This is a genomic window from Blautia argi, from assembly GCF_003287895.1.
Taxonomy (GTDB): domain Bacteria; phylum Bacillota; class Clostridia; order Lachnospirales; family Lachnospiraceae; genus Blautia; species Blautia argi.
In genome coordinates this window covers 2,144,645-2,168,141 of the sequence record NZ_CP030280.1, presented here as the reverse complement: position 1 = coordinate 2,168,141, position 23,497 = coordinate 2,144,645, and the positions used below count along the sequence as shown (strand labels likewise).

Genomic DNA, 23,497 nt, shown 5'->3' with positions numbered 1-23,497 from the left:
CATGGAACTTTTGTTGCTGGTTTTATCTGCAGTATTTTTTCTGGCAGGGGTGTTTTGCGTTCTTTATGCCAGAAAAGGCTTTCTTGCATATACAGAGCAGATTATGGACTGTCTGGAGGCCATGATTGCAGGGGAAAAGGATATTGTATTTCAGGAAAATCAGGAAACCCTTATGGGAAAAATCCAGATGCGTATGCGCCGTCTTTATGAAATCATAGAAATGAAATCAGAGGAGAATCTTCGGCAGAGAAAGCAATTGGAATCCATGATTTCTGATATTTCTCATCAGGTGAAAACTCCCATTGCCGGAATCCGCATGTATCATAATCTTTTGGAGCGGAAGGGGATTTCCGAGGAAAAAAGGGAGGATTTTTTAAAAGCCTCTGAGCATCAGGTGGATAAGCTGGAGTTTTTTATGCAGAGTATGATTCAGATGTCCAGAATGGAAACAGGACTTGTAAAGGTACAGCCAAAGAACAACTCTGTATATGAGCTTTTGGCGCAGGCAGTCTGCGATGCAGCTCTTCTTGCAGAGAAAAAGGAGATGGAAATACAGGTTTCCTGTGAAGAAAACCTGACGGCTTATTTTGATAAACGCTGGACAGGGGAGGCCGTGTTTAATGTGCTGGATAATGGAATCAAATATACAAAAAAGGGTGGCAAAATTTGGATTTCGGCAGAAAAAACCGATTTTTTTGTAAGAATTAAAATCCGGGACAATGGACGAGGAATCCCGCAGAATCGACTGCCTGATATCTTTAAACGGTTTTACAGAGAGCCGGAGTCCGCAGAGGTGGAGGGCGTCGGCATTGGATTGTATCTGGCAAGGGAAATCGTGATGATGCAAAAAGGCTTTATGGAGGCACACTCCAGAGTGGGCGAGGGAACGACCATCTGTATCCATTTGCCGATAGAGGGATAGGGAAAAGGGAATTATCTCAATTCTGTTACTTTTTTGAGAACAGTTTGAGATAATTTTTTTGTATGCTGACAGTATCAAAAGAAAGGAAGGAAACACCATGGATTATATTTTAGAAACAAAGGATTTGAAAAAATATTATGGACAGGGTGCAAATATTACAAAAGCATTAGACGGAGTCAGCGTTTCTGTGGAAAAAGGAGAATTTGTTGCAGTTATAGGTACCTCTGGCAGCGGTAAGTCCACACTTTTGAATATGCTGGGAGGTCTGGACGTTCCCACCTCAGGAAGTGTGAAAATCAGAGGAAAAGAAATTGCAAAAATGAACGATGAGCAGCTTACGGTTTTCCGTAGACGGAATATAGGATTTGTGTTTCAGAATTACAACCTGGTTCCCATTTTAAATGTATATCAAAACATTGTCCTGCCCATAGAGTTGGACGGAAATAAGGTGGACAGAACCTATTTAAAGGAAATTATCCATATGCTGCATTTGGAAGAAAAGCTGGAAAATCTCCCCAACAATCTTTCCGGAGGACAGCAGCAGAGAGTGGCCATTGCCAGAGCGCTGGCAGCAAAGCCCGCCATACTTTTGGCAGATGAGCCAACCGGAAATTTGGACACCCACACCTCTTTGGAGGTCATGCAGCTTTTAAAGATGACCACCACAGAATTCGGGCAGACCCTTGTTATGATTACCCACAACCCGGAACTGGCGCAGGTGGCAGACCGCATGCTTCATATTGAAGACGGGAAGATTGCAGAATAAGGGGGCGAGAGCATGAAGTTGTTGGAAAATAACAATCGAAAATTTATGAAAACCCTGTCCCAGAACTGTCTGAAAGCAAATAAAAGTCGAAACAGAATTGCTGTGCTTGCCATTGTGCTCACTGCTGTACTCTTTATGGGGCTGACTACCGTGATGGAAGGCGCCCAGGTATCTATGAAAAATCAGATGCTCCGTCAGGCAGGAAGCCGTTTTATGGTGTCCTTAAAGGGTATGTCAAAAGAAGCTGCCCAAAAACTTGCCAAAGACGATGTTTTTGAAGTGGCCGGAATAGAGCATTATGTAGTAGCGGCAGAAAATCCGGAACTTAGAAATATAAGCGTCAATGCAGGTTGGGTGGACGAAACTACGGCAAAAAACAGCTTTATGGAGCTGACAGAAGGCCGTTATCCCCAAAAAGAAAATGAAATTGCCTGTGATACAGAGGTTTTAAAACTTTTGGGCGTTTCTCCAAAAACAGGAAATACGCTGACTTTGCAATATTCCGAAGATGGGAAGACCATAGAAAAAGAAATGACTCTTTGCGGTATCTGGGAGGGTATGGCACATGAAGAGCATGCTTCCATGCTGCTTTCTGAAGACTGTGCAGAGAAACTTCAGCGTACAGAAGAAAGTTATGATGTGAGAGGCAGTTTTCACAGTGAAAAAAATGTAGAAGCGCAGCTTGATAGCCTGCTGATAAAACTGGGATATAATCCCGAAGCAGAACGAGGCGATGCGGATTATCTGATTCACCATGTAAGTCCTGCTTTTGAACAGTCTTCAGCAACCTCTCCTCAGACCGTTTTTATGATAGCCATTGGAATCCTGTTGATTTTGCTGGCAGGTTATCTTGTTATTTACAATATTTTTAAGATTTCTGTGGAAAAGGATATCCGTCTGTACGGACAGCTGAAAACTATAGGAACTTCACCCAGACAGATTCGCTATATGATTGTCCGGCAGGGCAGTGTACTGTCCTTTGTGGGAATACCGGCAGGACTGGTACTTGGCTGGCTTTTAGGAAACGCATTGCTGCCTCTGGTTATGGCAAGTACCAGCTTTAAAGAGGCGGAATTTGTCATTCCTTCCTGGTGGATTTGGATACTGGCTGCTTTGTTTACCTTTTTTACTGTGCGTATAAGCTGTAATAAGCCCGGAAAAATGGCAAGCCGTATTTCTCCTGTAGAGGCTTTGAAGTATCAGGGAAATACAAAAAGCAAGCAGACGCACCGAAAAGGAAAAGACACCCGTTTTCCGTTGGCATCTATGGCAGCGGCAAATTTAAGCAGGAACAAAGGAAAAACCTTTCTGGTGATTCTGTCCATAGCTTTCAGCGCCATACTTTTGAACAGTGTTTTAAACTATACAGGCAATATGGATAAGGAAACCTTTGTAAAAAACCGTGTAGCCTCTGATTTTGATGTCAGAAACGGGGATTTTCTGAAGATGGGAGCAGAGGATTATAAAAAGACGGTAAACAGGGAAGCCATAGAAGAATTGGCAGCTATGGAGGGAGTAAAAGATTTTGGAAAAGTATATACTTATATGCTGCCAGAGGATATGATGACAGAAGAAAGGGAGGATTTGGGAAAAATTCTTTGCATAAACGGAGAAGAAACCTCAGAGCACATAGAAGAGTTTGACAGAAACCGTATGCTGTATGGCTTTGACGAAAACGCTTTAAAAAGGGCGACAGTCATAGAAGGCACACTGGATTATGAAAAGCTTTGTACCGGAGATTATGTGATTATGGCAGGAGGTCTTAGAGATAATGGAGAATATAATAAAGAAGACCAGGAATTTCATGCTGGCGATGTGATTGAAGCAGAAATCAAAGGAACAGTAAAAGAATATACGGTTTTGGCTGTCGTGGGACTGGAGCAGGCGCAGGAAATGTGTTACAGCAGCGGCGGATATGAATCCATTGCCTTTGCGGAACCGGTATTTTTGCAGATGTTCCCGGAAATGCAAACGCCGATTCACTGTCTTTTCGATGCGGAAAAAGATGCTTTTGACAGCCTTTATGAGCAGGTGGAGGCGCTCTCCGAGAAAAAGAACCTGTCTGTGCTTACCAGATTGACCGCAGAGGCTGAATTTGAAGAGATACAGACAACCTTCAGTATGGTTGGAATCGTGGTATCCGTGATTCTGGGCAGTATCGGGATTCTGAATCTTATTAATGTGATTTTGACAGGAGTGATTGCCAGACAGAGAGAATTTGCTTCCATGCGAAGTATTGGAATGACGAAAAAGCAGCTTCGGAGGCTGATGATTTGCGAAGGGGTACTCTATGCAGTGTTGGCGGGGATTCTGGGACTTCTTATGAGCGCGCTTTTGTCCCTGACCCTGGTAAGGGGACTGGCAGCGGGAACCTGGTATATGAAGTATCATTTTACCCTGATTCCGGCTCTGGCAGTGTTTGGGATTTCTCTTCTGCTCTCTGTGGGAATTTCAGCTATGACAGATAAAATATGGAATAAGAGAAGTGTGGTGGAATTGTTGAGAGAAGAATAGAGAAAACCCTTTCTAAATGCTTGACGTAAATGGGAAAAAGTGTTAAAACACAGATAAATACCATATATGATGTCAAAAAAGACAAACGATTTTCAAAACAGGTGATAGAAAGGGAAAGGACTTATGGAATTAAGAAGCCAGGAATTGAGAAAAATCGCACCGGAATTAGACCCTCTTCGTCTGGGAACCGGCTGGAAGGTGGAAGACCTGTCAAAACCTCAGATTATGATTGAAAGTACTTTTGGCGACAGTCACCCGGGAAGCGGTCACTTACTGGAACTGGTAGAGGAAGCAAGAAACGGAATCGCAGAGGCTGGGGGGCATGGAGCCAGATATTTTACAACGGATATTTGCGATGGCGAAGCTCAGGGACATGATGGCATCAATTATTCTCTGGCTTCCAGAGATATGATAGCCAATATGATTGAAATCCATGCCAATGCCACGCCTTTTGACGGTGCCGTATTTGTGGCAAGCTGTGACAAAGGTATGCCGGCACATTTAATGGGAGTAGGAAGAGTCAATATTCCTTCCATTGTGGTGACAGGGGGTGTTATGGACGCAGGTCCGGATCTTCTGACTCTGGAACAGATTGGGAAATACAGCGCCATGTGTGAGCGGGGAGAGATTACAGAGGAAAAGCTGACGTATTATAAGCAGCATGCCTGTCCTTCCTGCGGAGCATGCTCATTTATGGGAACAGCGTCCACTATGCAGATTATGGCAGAAGCCCTGGGTTTAATGCTTCCGGGCAGCGCCCTGATGCCGGCAACCAGTCCGGATTTGAAAAAGGTGGCAAAAGAGGCCGGGAAACAGGCAGTATGGCTGGCTGAACACAATCTGACACCGGATAAAATTGTTACGCTGAAATCCTTTGAAAATGCCATTATGGTACACGCAGCCATATCAGGTTCCACCAATTCTCTTTTACATCTGCCTGCCATTGCAAGGGAATTTGGCATTGAAATTGACGGAGATACCTTTGACAGGCTTCACAGAGGAGCCCATTACCTTCTGAATATCCGTCCGGCAGGCGAATGGCCTGCACAGTATTTCTACTATGCAGGCGGCGTACCGACGATTATGGAAGAAATCAAAGATATGCTGCACTTAGACGTTATGACCGTTACAGGTAAGACTCTGGGCGAAAATCTGGAAGATTTAAAGAAAAACGGATTTTATGACAAATGTGACGAGTACCTGGCAAAAGCAGGATTAAAACGAGAAGACGTGATTCGGCCATTTGACAAACCTTTTGGGACAGATGGAAGCATTGCGGTTCTCTATGGCAATCTGTGCCCTGACGGCGCCGTGGTAAAACATACAGTTGTGCCAAAGGAAATGTTTGAGGCAACCTTAAAGGCACGTCCTTTTGATTGTGAGGAAGAGGCTATTCACGCAGTGCTTACCCATGAGATTCAGCCGGGTGACGCAGTAATTATCCGCTATGAAGGTCCGAAGGGAAGCGGTATGCCGGAAATGTTCTATACCACGGAAGCCATTGCCTCTGACGGAGAGTTGGGCGCTTCCATTGCCCTTTTGACAGACGGAAGATTTTCCGGTGCGTCTAAGGGTCCGGCTATTGGGCATATTTCACCGGAAGCTGCCCAGGGCGGTCCTATTGCCCTGGTGGAAGAAGGGGATTTGATTGAAGTGAATATCCCCAAACGTGTGCTTCGCATTGTGGGAATTGCAGGAGAGAGAAAAACAGAAGAAGAAATTCAGGAGATTTTAAAGGAACGTAAGAAAAACTGGACGCCAAAGCCTCAAAAATATGAGAGAGGCGTGCTGAAAATCTTTTCTGAGCATGCCGTATCTCCCATGAAGGGCGGATACATGAAATAAAATCGGAAAAAAGCAGCAGAAAATCCCCGGGAGCAGGAGTTGTTTGAAAGATATACGCAAAACAGCTTGCTCCCGGGGATTTTATCAGGTCGGAGAAACCTTATTTTTTTATTCTCTTTCTTTATCAGCGTCTGCCTTTTCCGGGTGTTCCAGCTCATCAATCGCCAGACGGAAACCGTTCTGGGCTGCTTTCATTCGCCAGAAATCTGCCTTTTCTATATCCTTTTCCACACCCTCTCCGTAGCGGTAGAGTACGGAAAGATTATACTGGGCAGCCGGGATATTGGCGTTTGCCGCTTTTTCAAAAAGCTGGAATGCTTTTGCCGGTTCATAAGGGAGTACTTCTCCTGAGAGAAAATGTGCACCCATACAGCACATGGCGCGAAAATCTCCCTGTGCAGCAGCCTTTTTGTACCAGTCAAAGGCTTTGGAAATATCAGGCTTAGTGCCAATGCCCTCTTCATAGCAGCGCCCCATATTGTACTGGGCATTCATATTTCCGCTTTTGGCCGCCTGATTCATATAAAAGAAAGCCTTTTTGTCATCTTTTTCCACACCCTTGCCCTGGGCATAGAGAAGCGCCAGGTGCATCGCTGCTTCTACATGCTCCTTTTTGGCTGCTTTTTCGTACCAATGTACTGCTTCTTTGTAATCCACGGCAGTGCGGATACCATTTTCATAGTAATAGCCCACACCGTAAATGAAATCCCTTTGTCCGTTTTCAGCAAGGATTTTCAGTTCGTCTACGGTTAAATTCAAATTTTTCATATCCATAAGTGTATTCTCTCTCCATTTATCTGTATGATGTCTGTATGAAAGAGTATACCCACAAACCTTTCGGCAGTGGAACCAGATGTATTGAAAAAAAGCCCTTTACAATAGGAAAACAGAATTATATAATAGAAAACGGACGAAAATTGTTAATATTTGGCTTTGCCAAAGGACAATTTCATGATAGAGAACGGAGGACGAAACCATGCTTGAATTAAAGGACGTTTCCTTTCGTGTTCCTGAGGATTCCAAAGACGAAGAGAAGGGAATTCTGGAGCATGTAAGCTTTACCCTGGAGGACAATAAATTTGTAGCCATTACAGGACCAAACGGAGGAGGAAAATCTACTCTTGCAAAAATTATTGCAGGAATTGAAAAGCCCACAGAAGGACGGATTTTCTTTGATGGAGAGGATATTACAGACTGGAGCATTACAGAAAGGGCGAAGCATGGCATCAGCTATGCGTTTCAGCAGCCGGTACGCTTTAAAGGTGTAACAGTTTTTGATTTGATTCATCTGGCAGCAGGAAAGGAGATTTCCCTGTCCGGCGCCTGTCAGTATCTTTCTGAAGTAGGGCTTTGCGCCAAGGATTATATTAACCGTGAGGTAAACGGAAGCCTTTCCGGAGGAGAGATGAAGCGTATTGAAATTGCCACTGTGATGGCAAGAGGTACAAAACTTTCTGTATTTGACGAGCCGGAGGCAGGCATTGATTTGTGGAGCTTCCAGAACCTGATTCATGTATTTGAAAACATGCATAAACAGCAGAGCGGTTCCATTTTGATTATTTCTCATCAGGAGAGAATTTTAAATACAGCAGATGAAATTCTGGTGATTGCAGACGGTAAGCTGGTAAGAAGAGGAAGCAAGGACGAGGTGCTTCCGGCACTGTTAAACGCAGCGGAAACAGATACAGGCTGCAGCATCTGGCAGAAGGGAGTGCAGGACTAATGGATACCATACAGAAAGAGCTTTTACAGGCAGTATCAGGGCTGCATGAAATCCCTGTAGGTGCTTATAATATCAGAACAAACGGAAAGACAGAGGCAAGAAACAGCACCGAGCATATTGAAATTGTTCCAAGAGAACAGGGTGACGGCATTGTAATTAAAATCAAGCCGGGTACAAAAAATGAGAGCCTTCATATTCCGGTTGTGTTAAGTCAGGCAGGGATAAAAGAAACCGTATACAATGATTTTTATATTGGAGATGACTGCGACGTCACCATTATTGCAGGCTGCGGTATTCACTGCGGAACCGACGATTCCAGCCAGCATGATGGTATCCACAGCTTTTTCATTGGCAAAAATTCAAGAGTAAAATATGTGGAAAAGCATTACGGTAGCGGAGATGGCAAGGGACAGCGTATTATGAATCCGGAAACCATTGTGGAAATCGGAGAAAACAGCTATATGGAAATGGACACAGCCCAAATAAAGGGTGTGGATTCCACCATTCGCAAAACTACGGCAAAACTTGCAGAGCATGCAACTTTAAAGGTTATGGAAAGACTGATGACTCATGGGGAGCAGAGGGCTGAGAGTCGCTTTATTGTGGACTTAAACGGAGAGGATTCCGGTGCCAATATTATATCCCGCTCTGTGGCAAAGGACGATTCTTATCAGCTCTTTCAGTCTGTATTAAACGGCAATGCAAAGTGCAGCGGACATACAGAATGTGATGCTATTATTGTGGGAAATGCGAAAATCAGTTCTATCCCGGAGATTACGGCAAACAATTCAGATGCAGCTCTGATTCACGAGGCAGCCATTGGCAAAATTGCAGGAGAACAGATTGTAAAGCTTATGACGCTGGGACTTACAGAAGAAGAGGCAGAAGAACAGATTATCAGCGGATTTTTGAAGTAAGAAAAAGAAAATAATAGACGCTTTCTTGTCTGATTTGTGGTAAAATAAGGATAACTATAAATTGGGATTGGAATGAGGGTATTTCTATGATTTATAACAATGTAAGACATGAATGCAACCTTTATAATTTTTTCTTTGCGCCGAGAGGAAACCGCAGGGTCATGGAACTGGGCATGAAGATTACCCAGATGTATTTGAATCCCTTTGACAGGATTATCGGGATTATCGGCGCCAAGGATTCAGGAAAAAGTATGCTGATTAAAGGTATGTTTCCAGGAATCCAGACGGTAGAGGAGGACGATGAATTTGACATTCTGAACATGCCTCTTTTAAATTCAGATGACGTGGGGTTTTATACGCCCAGAACCTTTCATGTGGACGTTCGCGCAGCCATGAAGTATGTGCCTCTGGAGCGTATTGCAGAGGCAGTTCGTCATGTGACAGAGCAGCAGAAACGGGTAATTGTGGAGCATTTTGAAATCCTTTATCCCGTGCTGAAGCGAAATGCAGATTTGCTCATTGGAATCGGAGAAGAAGTCATTGTTACAAGACCCTCTTTATTTGGACCTTTGCCGGGAAATATTGCGGATATTGTGTTTAAGTCTTTGATTTACCGGAAAATGGCACACAGCGCAGAGGATTTGTTTGGGTATTGCGTCAGGGATATTGAGCGTCCAACCTACACTCGTTCCGGAATCAAGCATGGCTTTATGATTAATTATGCAGACAAGCCCACGTTTGATCTGGAGGAAATCGAGAACAGGATTTTGGAACTGATTCGTCAGGACTTGCCCATTGTGCCTTATGATGAGGAACATATTAAAATTGGCGAAGAGATTATACCGTGTACCGGGCCCTTGATGCATGTGGAAAGTACAGGAAAGATAGAGAATTTCTCTCTGGTGAAAGAATTTTACTACGAATCAAAATTCCACGAATATGTGGTGGCAGGAACTGTGGGATATAAGCATGAAGAGAGCGAGAATGACGAGGAACTGAATAATATTGAAATCTGAGAAAAGAAGAGAAGCTGCAGGGAAGTGTGGCTTCTTTTTTTTGAATTACAAGAAGTAAGAAAACAGGGATAAAAGATAAAAATATAAAAAAAATAATTATTTTATAAAAATAGATGAAAAATATGTAGAAATGGTGTATGATAAAAAAAGATTAGGAAATAGAATGAAGTTATTATAAGCAAGGAGCCCTCCCCGAAATCTTTCGGGGGGGGGTGAAATTTGTTTTATGGGAAAAAATATATTGATTCTGGCAACAACCGGTGGATTTTTATACAAGTTTGAAATGGAAAATGTAGCAATCTTACAGTCTATGGGATATAGAGTACATTATGCCTCTAATACCTATGATATGCACTATCTGTTTGATGAAAAAGAAGTGACAGAAAAAGGAGTCCGATTGCATCATGTTGATATTGCCAGATCACCTTATATGCTGAAGAACAATTGGAAGGCATTTCAACAACTGATTGAAATCGTAGATAAATACCATATTCAGGTAATACATTGTCATACGCCGGTAGGCGGAGTTCTGGGCAGACTTATAGGGAGATATTATAAAAAGAGAAAGCTCAGAGTTATTTATACGGCACATGGGTTCCATTTTTTTAAAGGGGCGCCGCTGATAAATAACTCTGTTTATTTTGCGGTAGAGAAGTTATTGGCGCCATATACGGATGCATTGGTGGTTATCAATGAAGAAGATTATCAAAATGCGAAGAAAATGCGCCTGAAACGTGGAGGACAAGTTTATAAAATTCCCGGTGTAGGACTGGATACAGAAAAATTCAAACCCCTGTCTTCCGAAGAGCGGGAAAGAAAAAGAAGGGAATTGGGAATAGGAAAAGAAGATTTTTTTCTGGTATCAGTAGGAGAACTGAATGAGAATAAAAATCAGGAAGTGATTCTCAAAGCATTGCTTAGAATGAGGCATCGAAAAAAGAACCTGGAGCATATCCGATACGGTATTTGCGGGGATGGTTTCTTTGCAAACAGGATTCGGGAGGATATTCGCAGATGGTGTTTACAGGATACCGTGACCATGTACGGGTACTGCAGAAATGTATGGGAAATTTTAGGGTGTGCGGATATATCTGTTTTTCCTTCCAGGAGAGAAGGACTTGGTATGGCTGGGTTAGAATCATTGGCTATGGGTGTTCCGGTGCTTGCATCAGATAATCGTGGGACGCGGGAATATATGCGCCAAGGGGAAAATGGCTGGGTTTGTTCCTGGAATGACGTGAGTGGTTTCTGTGAAGGCTTGGAAAGGCTGAAAACCAGGACACAGGCAGAAAAGAAAAGAATGAAACAGAATTGCATAGATTCTGTGGAATCCTTTCAATGTAAGTATACAAATACGATTATGCGGGATGTTTATGATGATATTGACAGGAAGTTGTCGAAGAGATGAAAAAAGAACAAATAGAAATCAGTGTTATTATGGGGGTTTACAACCCTAAGAATAAAGTACAGTTTCAGCAGGCGGTACGCTCTATTATCAATCAGACATTTCAGCAATGGGAGATGCTGATCTATGATGATGGTTCAGATGAAAGATACATACCTGTTATTGAGAAAACTGCAAAACTGGATAAAAGAATCAGGTTGATTCGGAATGAAAAAAATCACGGATTGGCTTATGGGCTTAATGAATGTCTAAAACAGGCAAAAGGAAGGTACATTGCCAGAATGGACGATGATGACATTTCCATGCCGGACAGGCTGGAAAAACTGTATGGGTTTTTGGAGAATCACAGAGAATATCAATGGGCAGGTTCAAACTCAGAGCTTATAGATGAGAATGGAGTATGGGGGATTGAAAGAATGCAGAAAATTCCCTGTAAGGAAGATTTTTTGTCCTATTCTCCGTACATACACCCGTCTGTAGTATTTCGGAAAAAGATTCTTGAGCGGTTAAACGGATATAAGGTGGCAGCAGAAACCATGCGCTGCGAAGACTATGAACTATTTATGCGCCTTCATGAGCAAGGATATAAAGGATACAATTTGCAGGAAAATCTTTTAAAATACCGGGAGGATCGTGAAGGCTATAAAAAGAGAAAATATTGTTATCGAGTCAGAGAGGTAAAGGTACGCTATGAAGGCTTTAAGAAACTGGGAATCCTGAAATTTCGTACAGTGCCTTATGTGGTAAAACCTCTGGTGGCAGGACTGGTATCTCCGGATTTTGTAAAATATATGAAGAAAAGTGTGAGAAGAGTAACGTATGCAAGGGAACAAAGAACAAGAGAAACTGGATAAGTACAGGGCAATTTTAAGGAAAAATCATACCGTTTATGGTAAAGTCCAGGATTGTTCAAAAGAAAATATATTAGATTCCAGGATAGAGAGCGTATTAGGACCTGCTTTAAACAGCTTTATTTTGTGGGTATTGAAAGAAGCAGAGAGAAAACAGATAAAAAAATTATATTTTTTGGCGAGAGATGGATATTTTATGTATCGGTGTGCACTCCTTTACTGTGAAAAGTGGCATTTGCCAATAGAGTGCCGTTATCTGAGCTGTTCCAGATATTCTTTGCGGATTCCAAGCTTTCATATGAACATGGAAGATGCGCTGGAATATATCTGCAGAGGTGGAATTGATGTAAATTTAGATAAAATTTTAAATAGAGGCGGTTTGGAAGAAAGGGAAAAAAAGCATGTTTTAAAAGAAGTTTTCAAAGGCAGAGATGCAGAAGAGAGTATTCCTTATGCAGAACTGACTTCTGTCAGAGAAAAGCTGGAGAACTGCAATTTTTTTATGGAATGTGTCGCTCGTCATTCCCGAGAGGCATATCCCTTTTTGAAAGGCTATTTGGAACAGGAAGGGCTTCTGGATAAAGAAAAGTCTGCTCTGGTAGACAGCGGCTGGGTTGGGTCCATGCAAAAAACACTGAATATGGTATTAAACAAGCTGGGAAGAGAAGAAACACTGACAGGATACTACTGGGGGCTTTATGAGTTGCCTGAAGATGTGAACAGAGAAGAATACTTCTGTTATTATTTCAGCCCGGAAAAAGGTTTGCGGGAAAAAGTATATTTCAGTAACTGTCTTTTTGAAGCTATTTTCAGCGCGCCTCATGGCATGACCATGAGTTACAGGAGAACTGAAAAAGCATATGAACCTTGCTATGCGGTTATTCCGGCAGAACGTCAGAGGTTTATGCAAAGGCTGGAGAGCGGGCTTTTAGCGTTTACAGGAAATACAATAAAAGAGATAAAAAATATAGAAGAAATAGACTGTGTAAAATACCGGGATACGATAAAAAAGATTTTTCGACTGTTCATGGGGTATCCCACTGAGGAAGAAGGAGAAATTTTTGGAAAGCTGGAGTTTTCTGATGATGTTTTAGACGAAAAACAACAAGAAGTGGCAGCGGAGCTGAATGAAGCAGAACTTTGTGCAAACCATGTATGGAACAAAGCGCTGGTAATGTTGGGATTTCGGAATATGTATGTGAAAGAAAGTGCCTGGTACGAGGGAAGCGTGGCAAGGTTTGGAAAGAGAAGGGGATATCACTTGTTTATGTACAGGCTTTATAAATATCTTCTCTATATAAGAAAGAATTATTATTACAGAAAAACAAGGAGAAAAAAATGACGAAGAGAGATAAGAGGGCACAGAGAAAACAATATAAGTTTGTTCTAAAAGAACTGGTAGGACGGGAAATAAAGAGAAAATATGCAAGGTCTTATCTTGGAATTGTATGGAGTGTCTTAAATCCATTGCTTTCTATGATTGTATTAACTGTGATTTTTTCAAAAATGTTTCAAAAATCGATTGAAAATTATCCGGTATATTATCTTACTGGAATGATTATATGGACCATGTTTACTGGAGCAACCAATGCAGCCATGACTACCTTGGTCGATAATAAAAATATGCTGATTAAGGTTCGTTTTCCTACGAAAATATTTGTAATGTCCAGAGTTTATACAGCCTTGGTAAACCTAGGATATTCTCTAATCCCATATGTGGGAATATTGTTATTCTTTAGGATAAAAATAACCTGGAGAGTGATATGGTTTCCTTTGATTATATTTTGTTTATTATTATTTGCTTTGGGAATTTCTTATATGCTCTCAGTTGCATATGTTTTTTTTGGAGATGTAAAACATCTTTATTCGGTATTGCTGACTCTGTGGATGTACTGTTCCGCAATCTTTTATCCGGCAGATATGTTGCCGGACAATGTGAGATTGTTGGTAACTTACAATCCGATTTTTGGATTTATTAATGCAGCAAGGGAAGTGATTATGTATGGTCAGAATCCGGCAACAGATGAAATTATCAGAATGGTCATATGGAGTTTGGGAGCTTTTTTAATAGGCAGTTTTGTTTTTGAGAAAAACAAAAATAATATTATGCAGAAAATGTAGTGAGGGTAATTATGAAGAAAAACAAGAAATATATCAGTTGGCTGGCTGCACTTTTCATAAGTATGTTTTTGTTCGTTATTCCAGTCCGTGCAGCAGGAGAGAATATCCATTTTGGTTCAGAAGAGTATCAATGGAACTTACATGAAACATCGCCAATAGGCGTATACGCAGGAGCAGAAACAGCAGTGCTTTCAGCAGAAATCACTGTTTTGTATGATGCAGAAAAACTGGAATACGTTTCCGGCGGCGAATTGACAGAACCGGGAAAAATAAGCGTAAAGAAAACAGGTACAGGCGAGGAAGAAATTATGGAGATGCTTCAGTTTCTTCCTAAAATATCCGGGACAACAGAAGTGACGATTCAGAACGCTGTGCTTGCTACCCAGACAGGACAGGTTACGGTAGAAAACTCGGTAAGTGTACCTGTGAACATACCGGTTCTGGAAGGCTGTAAGCTTTCCGGAATTACCATTGACGGAACACCGGTAGAAAACTTTCAGCCGGAGCTTTCAAATTATGAGATTCAGGTATCTTCTGAAACAGAAGAATTAAATCTCAAGGCAGAACCTTTAGATGCACAGACACAGGTGGAAATATCTCCGGTAAATCTTCAGGCAGGGGAAAATATAGTTACCATTACGACAACCAGTCTTTCAGGTGATAAAGCAGTTTATGAATTAAAAGTAATAAAACAGGAAACAGCAGCTCAGCCGGTAACAGATTTAGAAAAGGCTGATTCCGGTGAAGAAGGGTTAAACACGCAGAATGTGCAGGAAACAGAGGAAAAGGGTGGATTTGCTCTAACAGGAAGAATGGCTGCATTGTTTGCAGGTTTAACCGTGGCATTAATTCTTTTGCTCAGTGTACAGTTTCTTCTCTCCCATAAGAAAAAAATGAGAAAAAAGAAAAACAGGAAAAAAGCCGCGCCAGAACTGCAAGTTTCTTCTGAAGAAAAGACAGAAAACATAGAATTATTGGGTGTAGAGGAAGAACTGCCGGTTGTAGATAACAGAGAAATAGAAATCGCTGTAAAACATGTGACCATGGAATTTAAAAAAGAAAAAGATGAGTCCAGCAGTATCAAAGAACTGGCAGTTCGGACATTAAAGGGACAGCGCCACGTGGAAAAATTTAAAGCGCTGGACGATGTGAGTTTTACAGTGAAAAAAGGTGAGGTTGTAGGGATTATCGGAACAAATGGTTCCGGAAAAAGTACGATTTTAAAGATTATTTCAGGTGTGCTTACGCCCACGAAAGGAACGGTAGAAGTTGACAGAAGTAAGATTCAGCTGCTTACTTTGGGAACCGGTTTTGATTTTGAACTTACTGGAAGAGAGAATGTATATCTAAATGGCGCAGTGATTGGCTATACCAAAGAATTTATAGATGAAAAATATGACGAAATTGTAAAATTTGCAGAGCTGGAAGGGTTCATGGAAGAGAAAGTCAGAAATTATTCCTCCGGTATGGTTTCCAGATTAGGTTTTGCCATTGCAACGGTACGTGATACTCCGGAAATTTTGATTTTAGATGAAGTGCTCAGTGTCGGGGATATGTTCTTTAGGAAAAAGAGTGAAAGACGTATCAAAGAAATGATGCGAGGAGGTTCTACCGTTCTTATTGTATCGCATTCGCCATCAGTAATTAAAGCGAACTGCTCTAAAGCAGTGTGGATTGAAAAAGGAGTGCTTAAGGCAGTAGGTCGTGCAGAAGATGTTTGCCGTGCATATGAAAAAATGAATGGTTAGGTTGTAAAAGAATGCAGATTATAGAAAAAATATATAATGTAGCAGTGAATCAAAATCCGGAAATTGCTTTTCGATATCAGAGATATCGAAAAAAAGTTTCCGGTAAAGGAAGAATACGAGCCTGGATTTATCTTATAAAACTGAATATACAATATCATGTTTTTAAGAAGAATCCGGCAGGAAGTATTGGAACTGATGAATTTTATGAAAACAAAAAGCTGAACCGTAAACAGAGTGAATCAGTAGAGCAGAAAAGAGATACACCAAAAGAACTGGTGGAAAAATTGGTGCAATATGATGTGATTTCCTTTGATGTGTTTGACACACTGATTTTCAGACCTTTTTCCGAACCGGGTGATTTGTTTCATATGGCAGGGCAGAAGCTGGAATATATGGACTTTGCCAGAATCCGTATGGAAATGGAAGAGAAAAGCAGAAAGAAAAAGCAGAAATATCAGGGAAACAGAGAAGTAAGCTACGAAGATATCTGGCAGACAATGGAGGAAGAAACAGGCATTCCAAGGGAGATGGGAATGCAGGCAGAATGGGAATGTGAGAAAACCTACTGTTTTGGAAATCCGTACATGTTGGAAGTCGTTGGAGCATTACAGAAGCTGGGGAAAAAAATGATAGTTATCTCAGATATGTACCTCGGCGAAAAGTATCTGAAGGAATTGCTGAGAAACTGTGGGTATCCGGAATTTTTTTCTTACTTTGTTTCCTGCGACTATGGAGCGTCTAAAAATCAGGGAAATCTATATGAGATTGTAAAAGAAAAAACAGGCAGAAAATTTACTTATATTCATATAGGTGATAATAAAGAATCGGATATAAAGCAAGCCAGACAGCATCAATTTGATACCTGGTATTACCCGAATGTCAATGGACTTGGAAGAAAGTACCGTGCAGAAGATATGTCTGCGATTATAGGAAGTATGTACAGAGGACTGGTAGACGCGCACTTGCACTGCGGCATTTCCTCTTATTCCAAAGCCTATGAGTTTGGTTTTGTATATGGCGGATTGTTTGTTTTGGGATATTGCAAATGGATTCATGATTGGGCTGAAAAATATGAGATAGATAAAATTCTGTTTTTGGCAAGAGATGGGGAGATTCTGAGTAAAGTATACAGGAAAATGTATCCGCAGGAAACTCAGAAATGGAATTATGTATACTGGTCCCGTTTAGCCGCTGTGAAAATGTCTGCAAATTATTATAAATATGATTATTTTAGAAGATTTTTATACCATAAAGTAAATCAGAATTATACTATGAAACAAATATTTGCTTCTATGGAATTAGAAGATATGCTGCCTGAAATGGAGGGGTATACAGAAGAGGCTGTATTAACCGACAGAAATGTGGAAATAGTAAAAGAATTTCTGCAAAAACATTGGAATGAGGTATTACGTCATTATGAGGGGCAGATTGCAGCAGGAAAAGAATATTACGAACCAATTTTAAGAAACTGTAAAAGAGCAGTAGCAGTTGATGTGGGCTGGGCCGGAAGCGGCGCTATCGCATTAAATTATGTAGTAAATCATATCTGGAATTTAAACTGTGAGATTCTTGGATTGATTGCAGGCTCCAATAGCATTCACAATCAGGAGCCGGATGCAAGTCAGGGATTTTTCTACGAACAGAAATTAGACAGTTACATGTTTTCTCAGACAAAGAACAGAGATGCGTGGAAAGTACATAATCCCGGAAAAGGACACAATGTCATTGTGGAATTACTGTTATGTTCAGAGTCCCCTTCCTTCCGAGGATTCACAGAGAAAGAGGAAAGATATTGTTTTTGTGAAAAAAGGAAAGAAATTCATGTGCAGGAAGTGCAGAGAGGAATTTTGGATTTTGCAGAAATATTTCAGGAGAGAATCGGAACTGTTCCGGAGATAAGCGGCAGAGATGCCTTTGCCCCTATTGAACTTTTATATAGAAATCAGGAGTGGTTAGAAGATGTTATATCCTTGGAAAAATTTCAGATGAACTTGGAATAGGTAAGAAATATGGTTATACAAAATTTTTTATTTCCAGATGAAGTGTGCAAGGCTCAGGAACTTTATTTTCGGAAAACAGGCACAGCAAACAGAACAGCAGAAGGTATAACGTTGCTGGCAGGAGAAGCGCTGCAGACAGATACCTATATGAATGCACTTGATATAGGGTATTGGAAGAAGTATACGAATTTAGAGAATGTAATACTTGAATTGCGAGTACAAGGTGATTTTAAATTCCTTATAGAGGTTCTTGAAAACAGAGAGGAAAACAGACTTGTTTATGAGCATGAGTATCACCTGGAAAGTGCAAAGACCATTTGTATCAATATACCAGAAGAAATAAGGAGTGGAACTCTTTACTGGAAAGTATGTGCTAAAAGTTCTGTAAAATATTACGGAGCAAGATATATATGTGTACAGGAACATGAGAAAAGAGATGTTCGCCTTGCATTAAATATTTGTACATATCACAGACAGCAGCAATTAGAAAAAAACCTTCGAAAAATATCAGAAAGCTTCTTTTTCCAGTCACAGACAGAATTTTATGGAAAACTGCATGTCTTTGTTATTGATAATGGACAAGATTTTGTCAGTCCTATGGATAGTGACTATTTAAAAGTTTTTCAAAATTCTAATGCCGGCGGAGGAACCGGAGGTTTTACCAGGGGTCTGGAAGAGATTCAGAGAGAGCAGCAGACACATGGCTATACACATGTAATTTTTATGGACGATGATGTGGAATTTCAGATGGAAAGTTTTTATCGCTTATATGCTTTTCTTAGTTTGTTAAAGGGGGAATACCAGGACAGACCTATTGCAGGCAGAATGTTCCGTTTAGATAAACGAAAGGTTCAGTATACTGCTGTAGAGCGTTGGAATAAAGGAAATATTATTCATATAGGCGGCAATCTGGATATGTGTCTGCAGGAAAATATTCTGGAACAAGAGAGGACAGGGGATTATGGTGGCTGGTGGTTCTGTACTTATCCTATACAGAGTATTTTGCATGGACGTCCGTTTCCTTTTTTTATCCATTGCGACGATGTAGAGTTTGGACTGAGGCAGCAAAAAGAAACTTTAACGTTGCCAGGCGTTCAAGTATGGCATGAAACATATGAATATCGTGAAAACCCCATTATCATTTACTATGATATTAGAAATGCGCTTGTTGTCAATGCTTTGTGGGGACAAGCAGAAGATGGTGAAGAGTTTATCCAAAAATGGAAAGAACGGCTTACAGAATTTCATAATAATCAACGTCAGGATTTGAAGTATTTGTGCACACTGGCAATGTGGCATTTTTGCAGTGGAAGGATTTTCAGAATATCCCGGGGAAAAATACCGCCGTTATGGGTGTGGTTGAGTAAGAAAGAAGCAATATTAAAGTGTGTGACACCTGCATTTCATCGGATTACAGAAAAAAGGGTGAAAAACCAATATTTGCATATTATAAAAAAGTATAAGGAGGATTATAAGAGAAACTATGGCAGTACAAGTTGATGTGTTTGGAAGCTGTGTGGTAAGAGATATTTTTCGTCATACACAGCCAGGAAAGTATAAGGTTTATAAAAGCGCAGGAAATTTGCCCATTACTTCTTTATATGAAAACTCCATCTTTATGGATAAGAAAGAAGTAGATGAATTAAAGATGCCAAGCTATGACAAAGTCATGCTGAGAGCCCAAATGTCCAGAAATCTGCCGGAATTGTTATTAAACAAACGTTCTGAGATTCTGGTGCTGGATTTGGCGGACGAGTTTATGGAACGCTGTGAAATCAAAGGACCAAATGGAATCACGATGTTGGCACAGGCAGAAAATCAAGGGGAATTCCTGGATAATCTTTTTGAAGGAAATGAAAGGTATTCTATTGTAAAGAGATATCCAATGCTGGAAATGGATATGCAGAAAGTGGAAGAAAAGATAAAGAAATTTGCAAAGGATATTCTGTATAGCGAGGAAAATCCCAGAGGATATTTTGGAGAGAAATGTGATTGTGGTTGAATCTCTTTATACGCCGGATATTCTGGGAAATGACGGAAATATACATAAGCATGATGGAAAGTATAAGCTGCATGAATATAATGAATGGCTTAGAAAAGTATATCTGATTTTTTATAAGTATTTCCAGAACTGCAAGGTTATTAAGCTGCCGGAGTTTACACATTCCTCACAAAACCATATAAGAGGGACACACCCATTGCATTATATGCAGGATACATATTTCTATTTTGAGAGAGCCTTAGATGTGGCTTGTGGATATTCTCAGGTAAATACGTTGGAGAATCTGTTTAAAGAGCAGTCGCTGAAAAATAGGACAGAAACAAGGGCGGCTAATAGTAGTATGATGTATGAGATAAAAAGACAGATGGATATTTTAAAAAATGATGTGGGAATGTTGAAGCGAGAATATGAACCTATATATATTGATACATTAGGGAGTTGTGTGTCTAGGGATATATTCAGGTATTCTTTTCCGGGAAGGTATAAAATTAATGCATGTATTCAAAGAAATCCTATTACCTGTTTGTACCAGAATAAAATAGCATTAGATTATAAAATCCCTGAGGGGAATATTAAAAAGTATGAAAAAAGAATGTTTTGACACAGTTCTGAATCAAGATGCGATAAGACAACTTAAAAACAGTAAAGCTAAAATTTTACTTATAGACTTGGCGGAAGAACGTCTTGGAAGATGTAAAATAAAATCTGAAAATAATGAAATGTTTTTGCCTATATGGTCTAAAGTTGATAGAATTTTTGAAAATATTAGTAAAAATCCTAAATTACATATTGATAAAAATATTTCTCCACTTGATATAGAAGAAAAAGAAATTAGAAGAAAATTCCAACAATTTGCTGAAGATATAACTTGGTCAGAAAATAATCCTAAAGGATATCGACAAGAAGATATATATGTAATAGAGGCAATGTATGCAGAAAAAGTATTATCAAATAACGGAAAAGCGCGGGATTATGTAGGTAATTATCAAGTACAGAAATACAATCAATGGTTTCGAAAATTATATACTATTTTATATGAATATTTACCAAATTGTAAGAAAATTAAATTACCACCGCTTACATACGCTTCAGAAAATCATATATGGGGCGGCGCACCACTTTATTATACTGATGATATATACGTATATATCGCGAATGTGATAGATTCTCTTACAGGAGCAACAATGATAAATACACCAGAGAATTTATTTAAAGAACAAAAGTTGAAAAACAGGTTAAAAACAAGAGTGTTAAATAGTGAGAAACTTTATTGCATTGATAAAATGCAACAAAAAATAAGAGAGTTAGAAGCAAATATAAATAAAATAGTTTACGAAAATCAAAGCAAATAAATTGGTTCTTATTTAACAATTATTGGAAAATTATATGAGGAGAATACAAAATGAAAGATACTATCGAGAGATTAAATAAAGAGTTATGTACAGGTTGTGGTGCATGTTATAATAAATGCCCTGTAAATGCTATTGATATGGTATTCGATTCCGAGGGATTTATATATCCTAAAGTTAATCAAGAACTATGTATAAATTGTAAACAGTGTCAAAAAGTTTGTCCAGAACTTAACGTGGAAAAAGCAGAGATTATGAAGCACCAAGAGGGAGCTTGCTATGCTATGATGGCAGAAAACGAGATAAGGCAAGTGAGTTCGTCTGGCGGTATGTTTACCTTGATGGCAAATGTTATTTTAGAGGAAAATGGTATTGTATGTGGGGCAGCATATACAGAAGATTATATGGAAGTGAAACATATTATAATTAACAAAAAAGAAGACTTGCCTAAATTAAGGGGATCTAAATATGTTCAAAGTAGCACAGAGAATGTATATAAGAAAATAGATGAAGTATTAAAACAAGGACAAAAAGTTTTATTTGTTGGATGTCCATGTCAGGTAGCAGGTTTGTATTTCTTTTTAGGAGGAGATAGAAATGGGCTATATACAGCAGATTTGGTGTGCCATGGAGCAAATTCAGTAACGGCATATCAATCTTTTGTGCAGGAAACAGCAGATGGAAAAGAAATCAAAGAAGTAAATTTTAGAGATAAAACGGTTTATGGTTGGTCAACACCTACTACAATTTATTTTAAAGATGGAACAGTTTTTAATGCTGCATGGAATCAGTCAAAATGGAATGACGGATTTTTAGGAGGGATTATTAATAGAAAATGTTGTAAACAATGTCGATATGCAAACCGCAATCGTGTGGGGGATATTACATTGGGAGATTTTTGGCAGATACATCGTTGGGATAAAACTTGTAATGACTGGAAAGGAACATCTTTGGTCCTTGTTAAATACGGAAAAGGGTAAAGAAATTTTCGAAAAGGTAAGACCACAGATGAAATTATGCAAAGAAGCACCCTTGGATTTTGCAGTAAAATACAATGGACAATTAGTTAGACCTAATAAAGCACATCCAGGACGTAAGTTTTTCTTTAATCATTTAGAAAAAGATGGTTACCATAAATCTTTGTGGTATGGACAAAAATGGAGATATGATGTAGGACTTGTTGGTTGGTGGTTTGCAGCTAATTATGGAAGTGTGTTAACATATTTTGCATTAGGAAAGATTCTAGATGATATGAATTTGTTAGCAATTATGCTCAGGATTCCTAAACTTGACGGAGGACAATGGGAACCGGTGACAGAAAATAATATAAAATTTATGGAAAAACATTTTCCTGTATCAAAAGAGAGGTCAATAGATGAAATGCAAGAATGTAATCGCTTTTGTGATTCATTTATGGTGGGTTCAGATCAATTATGGGTACAGAGTTATGTCGGATTGGTTGGATACACATTTTTCCTTGATTTTGTTGATGAGAACAAAAAAAAGCTCGCATATGCAACCTCACTTGGATATGCAGAGTATAAAGGTACAGATGAGGAAAAAGCAATTGCAAGTGCATATTTGCAGCAATTTGATGACATTTCAGTGCGGGAATCTTCAGGAGAAGAAATTTGTCATAAGAGCTTCGGGGTAGAGGCAGTTAGGCGATTGGATCCAGTTTTTCTTTGCGATATAAAACATTATGACGAGTTAGCAAGTCAGGCAAAGGTAGAAACAGAAGGAGAGTATATGCTTTGTTATATTCTAGATCCAACTCCGGAGAAGAAGGAAGCAGTGAAATATCTAGAAGAAAAGTTGGGGACTAAAGGCAAAAGTAGTTTTAGATATGAAAACCTTTAATTCTAGTAAAGAAAAGTGGGGACAGAAAAATGTTGTAGACAATGTAGGAATTGAAGATTTTGTTAAGCTAATAAAAGACTGTAAGTATTTATTTTCAGATTCTCATCATGGTATTTGTTTTGGTCTTATATACCATAAAAATTTTATTTGTATTGCAAATAAATCAAGAGGATATACAAGATTTGAGTCATTGTTCAATTTGTTGAAGATAAGAAATCATATGGTAGATAATGCACGGGAAATTATTGGTAATGATATTCTGTTAGAGAATATTGATTACAAAAGTGTGGATACCATTCTGGAAGAAGAGAAAAAGAGTTCTCTGGAATGGCTTACAACAGTATTAAATAAAGAAAAGAAAGAAAATGAATCTAAGAATACTTTATTAGTAAAAACATTAAATAAACTTCATAGATTAGAAAGAGAAAATAAGAAGTTGAAAGAAATTTAATAGAAAT

General features: G+C 39.5%; 21 protein-coding genes. 20 read left to right on the top strand and 1 reads right to left on the bottom strand.

Annotation, left to right across the window (positions count from 1 at the left end):
- The first annotated feature begins 1 nt into the window (after position 1).
- From DQQ01_RS10585 to ilvD, 4 genes are all read left to right on the top strand, one after another.
- The gene (locus tag DQQ01_RS10585) at positions 2 to 922 is read left to right on the top strand and encodes a sensor histidine kinase (protein WP_111920013.1); all 921 of its coding nucleotides are present in this window, start codon (positions 2 to 4) and stop codon (positions 920 to 922) included.
- A gap of 97 nt (positions 923 to 1,019) precedes the next feature.
- Positions 1,020 to 1,688 carry an ABC transporter ATP-binding protein gene (locus DQQ01_RS10580; RefSeq protein WP_111920012.1) on the top strand — a complete coding sequence of 223 codons (669 nt, stop codon included), beginning with the start codon at positions 1,020 to 1,022 and terminating at the stop codon, positions 1,686 to 1,688.
- A gap of 12 nt (positions 1,689 to 1,700) precedes the next feature.
- On the top strand, positions 1,701 to 4,202 hold the full coding sequence (locus tag DQQ01_RS10575; RefSeq protein ID WP_111920011.1) for an ABC transporter permease: 2,502 nt from the start codon (positions 1,701 to 1,703) through the stop codon (positions 4,200 to 4,202).
- 123 nt (positions 4,203 to 4,325) lie between these two features.
- Complete coding sequence (gene ilvD, locus DQQ01_RS10570) at positions 4,326 to 6,047, top strand: dihydroxy-acid dehydratase (protein WP_111920010.1); 1,722 nt, start codon at positions 4,326 to 4,328, stop codon at positions 6,045 to 6,047.
- Between the two features lie 108 nt (positions 6,048 to 6,155).
- Here ilvD and DQQ01_RS10565 read toward each other — a convergent pair whose 3' ends face one another.
- Positions 6,156 to 6,821, bottom strand: coding sequence for a tetratricopeptide repeat protein (locus tag DQQ01_RS10565; RefSeq protein WP_111920009.1), 666 nt, complete (start codon positions 6,819 to 6,821; stop codon positions 6,156 to 6,158).
- A gap of 202 nt (positions 6,822 to 7,023) precedes the next feature.
- Here DQQ01_RS10565 and DQQ01_RS10560 point away from each other — a divergent pair, with 202 nt between their 5' ends.
- The 16 genes from DQQ01_RS10560 (at position 7,024) to DQQ01_RS16930 (ending at position 23,490) form a co-directional block, all read left to right on the top strand.
- Positions 7,024 to 7,770 carry an ABC transporter ATP-binding protein gene (locus DQQ01_RS10560; protein ID WP_111920008.1) on the top strand — a complete coding sequence of 249 codons (747 nt, stop codon included), beginning with the start codon at positions 7,024 to 7,026 and terminating at the stop codon, positions 7,768 to 7,770.
- Positions 7,770 to 8,687, top strand: a complete 918-nt coding sequence (locus DQQ01_RS10555; protein WP_111920007.1) for a SufB/SufD family protein — start codon at positions 7,770 to 7,772, stop codon at positions 8,685 to 8,687. The genes DQQ01_RS10560 and DQQ01_RS10555 overlap by 1 nt, the downstream gene beginning before the upstream one ends.
- An 86-nt stretch (positions 8,688 to 8,773) precedes the next feature.
- Complete coding sequence (locus DQQ01_RS10550) at positions 8,774 to 9,703, top strand: alanine-tRNA synthetase second additional domain-containing protein (RefSeq protein WP_111920006.1); 930 nt, start codon at positions 8,774 to 8,776, stop codon at positions 9,701 to 9,703.
- A gap of 226 nt (positions 9,704 to 9,929) precedes the next feature.
- Positions 9,930 to 11,111, top strand: coding sequence for a glycosyltransferase (locus tag DQQ01_RS10545; protein ID WP_111920005.1), 1,182 nt, complete (start codon positions 9,930 to 9,932; stop codon positions 11,109 to 11,111).
- Positions 11,108 to 11,962, top strand: coding sequence for a glycosyltransferase (locus DQQ01_RS10540; protein WP_242980330.1), 855 nt, complete (start codon positions 11,108 to 11,110; stop codon positions 11,960 to 11,962). Before DQQ01_RS10545 ends, DQQ01_RS10540 begins: the two co-directional genes overlap by 4 nt.
- The gene (locus DQQ01_RS10535; RefSeq protein ID WP_111920004.1) at positions 11,928 to 13,301 is read left to right on the top strand and encodes a hypothetical protein; all 1,374 of its coding nucleotides are present in this window, start codon (positions 11,928 to 11,930) and stop codon (positions 13,299 to 13,301) included. Before DQQ01_RS10540 ends, DQQ01_RS10535 begins: the two co-directional genes overlap by 35 nt.
- Positions 13,298 to 14,080 carry an ABC transporter permease gene (locus tag DQQ01_RS10530; RefSeq protein ID WP_111920003.1) on the top strand — a complete coding sequence of 261 codons (783 nt, stop codon included), beginning with the start codon at positions 13,298 to 13,300 and terminating at the stop codon, positions 14,078 to 14,080. The genes DQQ01_RS10535 and DQQ01_RS10530 overlap by 4 nt, the downstream gene beginning before the upstream one ends.
- Before the next feature lie 11 nt (positions 14,081 to 14,091).
- Positions 14,092 to 15,828 (top strand): ABC transporter ATP-binding protein, encoded by a 1,737-nt coding sequence (locus tag DQQ01_RS17620; protein ID WP_111920002.1) that lies wholly within the window; start codon positions 14,092 to 14,094, stop codon positions 15,826 to 15,828.
- Positions 15,829 to 15,839: 11 nt separating this feature from the next.
- The gene (locus DQQ01_RS10520; RefSeq protein ID WP_111920001.1) at positions 15,840 to 17,828 is read left to right on the top strand and encodes an HAD family hydrolase; all 1,989 of its coding nucleotides are present in this window, start codon (positions 15,840 to 15,842) and stop codon (positions 17,826 to 17,828) included.
- A gap of 9 nt (positions 17,829 to 17,837) precedes the next feature.
- Positions 17,838 to 19,328, top strand: coding sequence for a glycosyltransferase (locus DQQ01_RS10515; protein ID WP_111920000.1), 1,491 nt, complete (start codon positions 17,838 to 17,840; stop codon positions 19,326 to 19,328).
- Positions 19,312 to 19,830, top strand: coding sequence for a DUF6270 domain-containing protein (locus tag DQQ01_RS10510; RefSeq protein WP_111919999.1), 519 nt, complete (start codon positions 19,312 to 19,314; stop codon positions 19,828 to 19,830). The genes DQQ01_RS10515 and DQQ01_RS10510 overlap by 17 nt, the downstream gene beginning before the upstream one ends.
- The gene (locus DQQ01_RS10505) at positions 19,817 to 20,431 is read left to right on the top strand and encodes a hypothetical protein (RefSeq protein ID WP_111919998.1); all 615 of its coding nucleotides are present in this window, start codon (positions 19,817 to 19,819) and stop codon (positions 20,429 to 20,431) included. Before DQQ01_RS10510 ends, DQQ01_RS10505 begins: the two co-directional genes overlap by 14 nt.
- Entirely contained in the window at positions 20,412 to 21,182 is a 771-nt protein-coding gene (locus DQQ01_RS10500; RefSeq protein WP_111919997.1) for a DUF6270 domain-containing protein, read from the top strand. The genes DQQ01_RS10505 and DQQ01_RS10500 overlap by 20 nt, the downstream gene beginning before the upstream one ends.
- Before the next feature lie 50 nt (positions 21,183 to 21,232).
- A complete protein-coding gene (locus DQQ01_RS10495; RefSeq protein WP_111919996.1) occupies positions 21,233 to 22,159 on the top strand; it encodes a Coenzyme F420 hydrogenase/dehydrogenase, beta subunit C-terminal domain in 927 nt (308 codons plus the stop codon).
- Entirely contained in the window at positions 22,110 to 23,039 is a 930-nt protein-coding gene (locus tag DQQ01_RS16935; protein WP_111919995.1) for a polysaccharide pyruvyl transferase family protein, read from the top strand. Before DQQ01_RS10495 ends, DQQ01_RS16935 begins: the two co-directional genes overlap by 50 nt.
- Positions 23,026 to 23,490 carry a polysaccharide pyruvyl transferase family protein gene (locus DQQ01_RS16930; RefSeq protein WP_111919994.1) on the top strand — a complete coding sequence of 155 codons (465 nt, stop codon included), beginning with the start codon at positions 23,026 to 23,028 and terminating at the stop codon, positions 23,488 to 23,490. Before DQQ01_RS16935 ends, DQQ01_RS16930 begins: the two co-directional genes overlap by 14 nt.
- Positions 23,491 to 23,497: the final 7 nt, after the last annotated feature.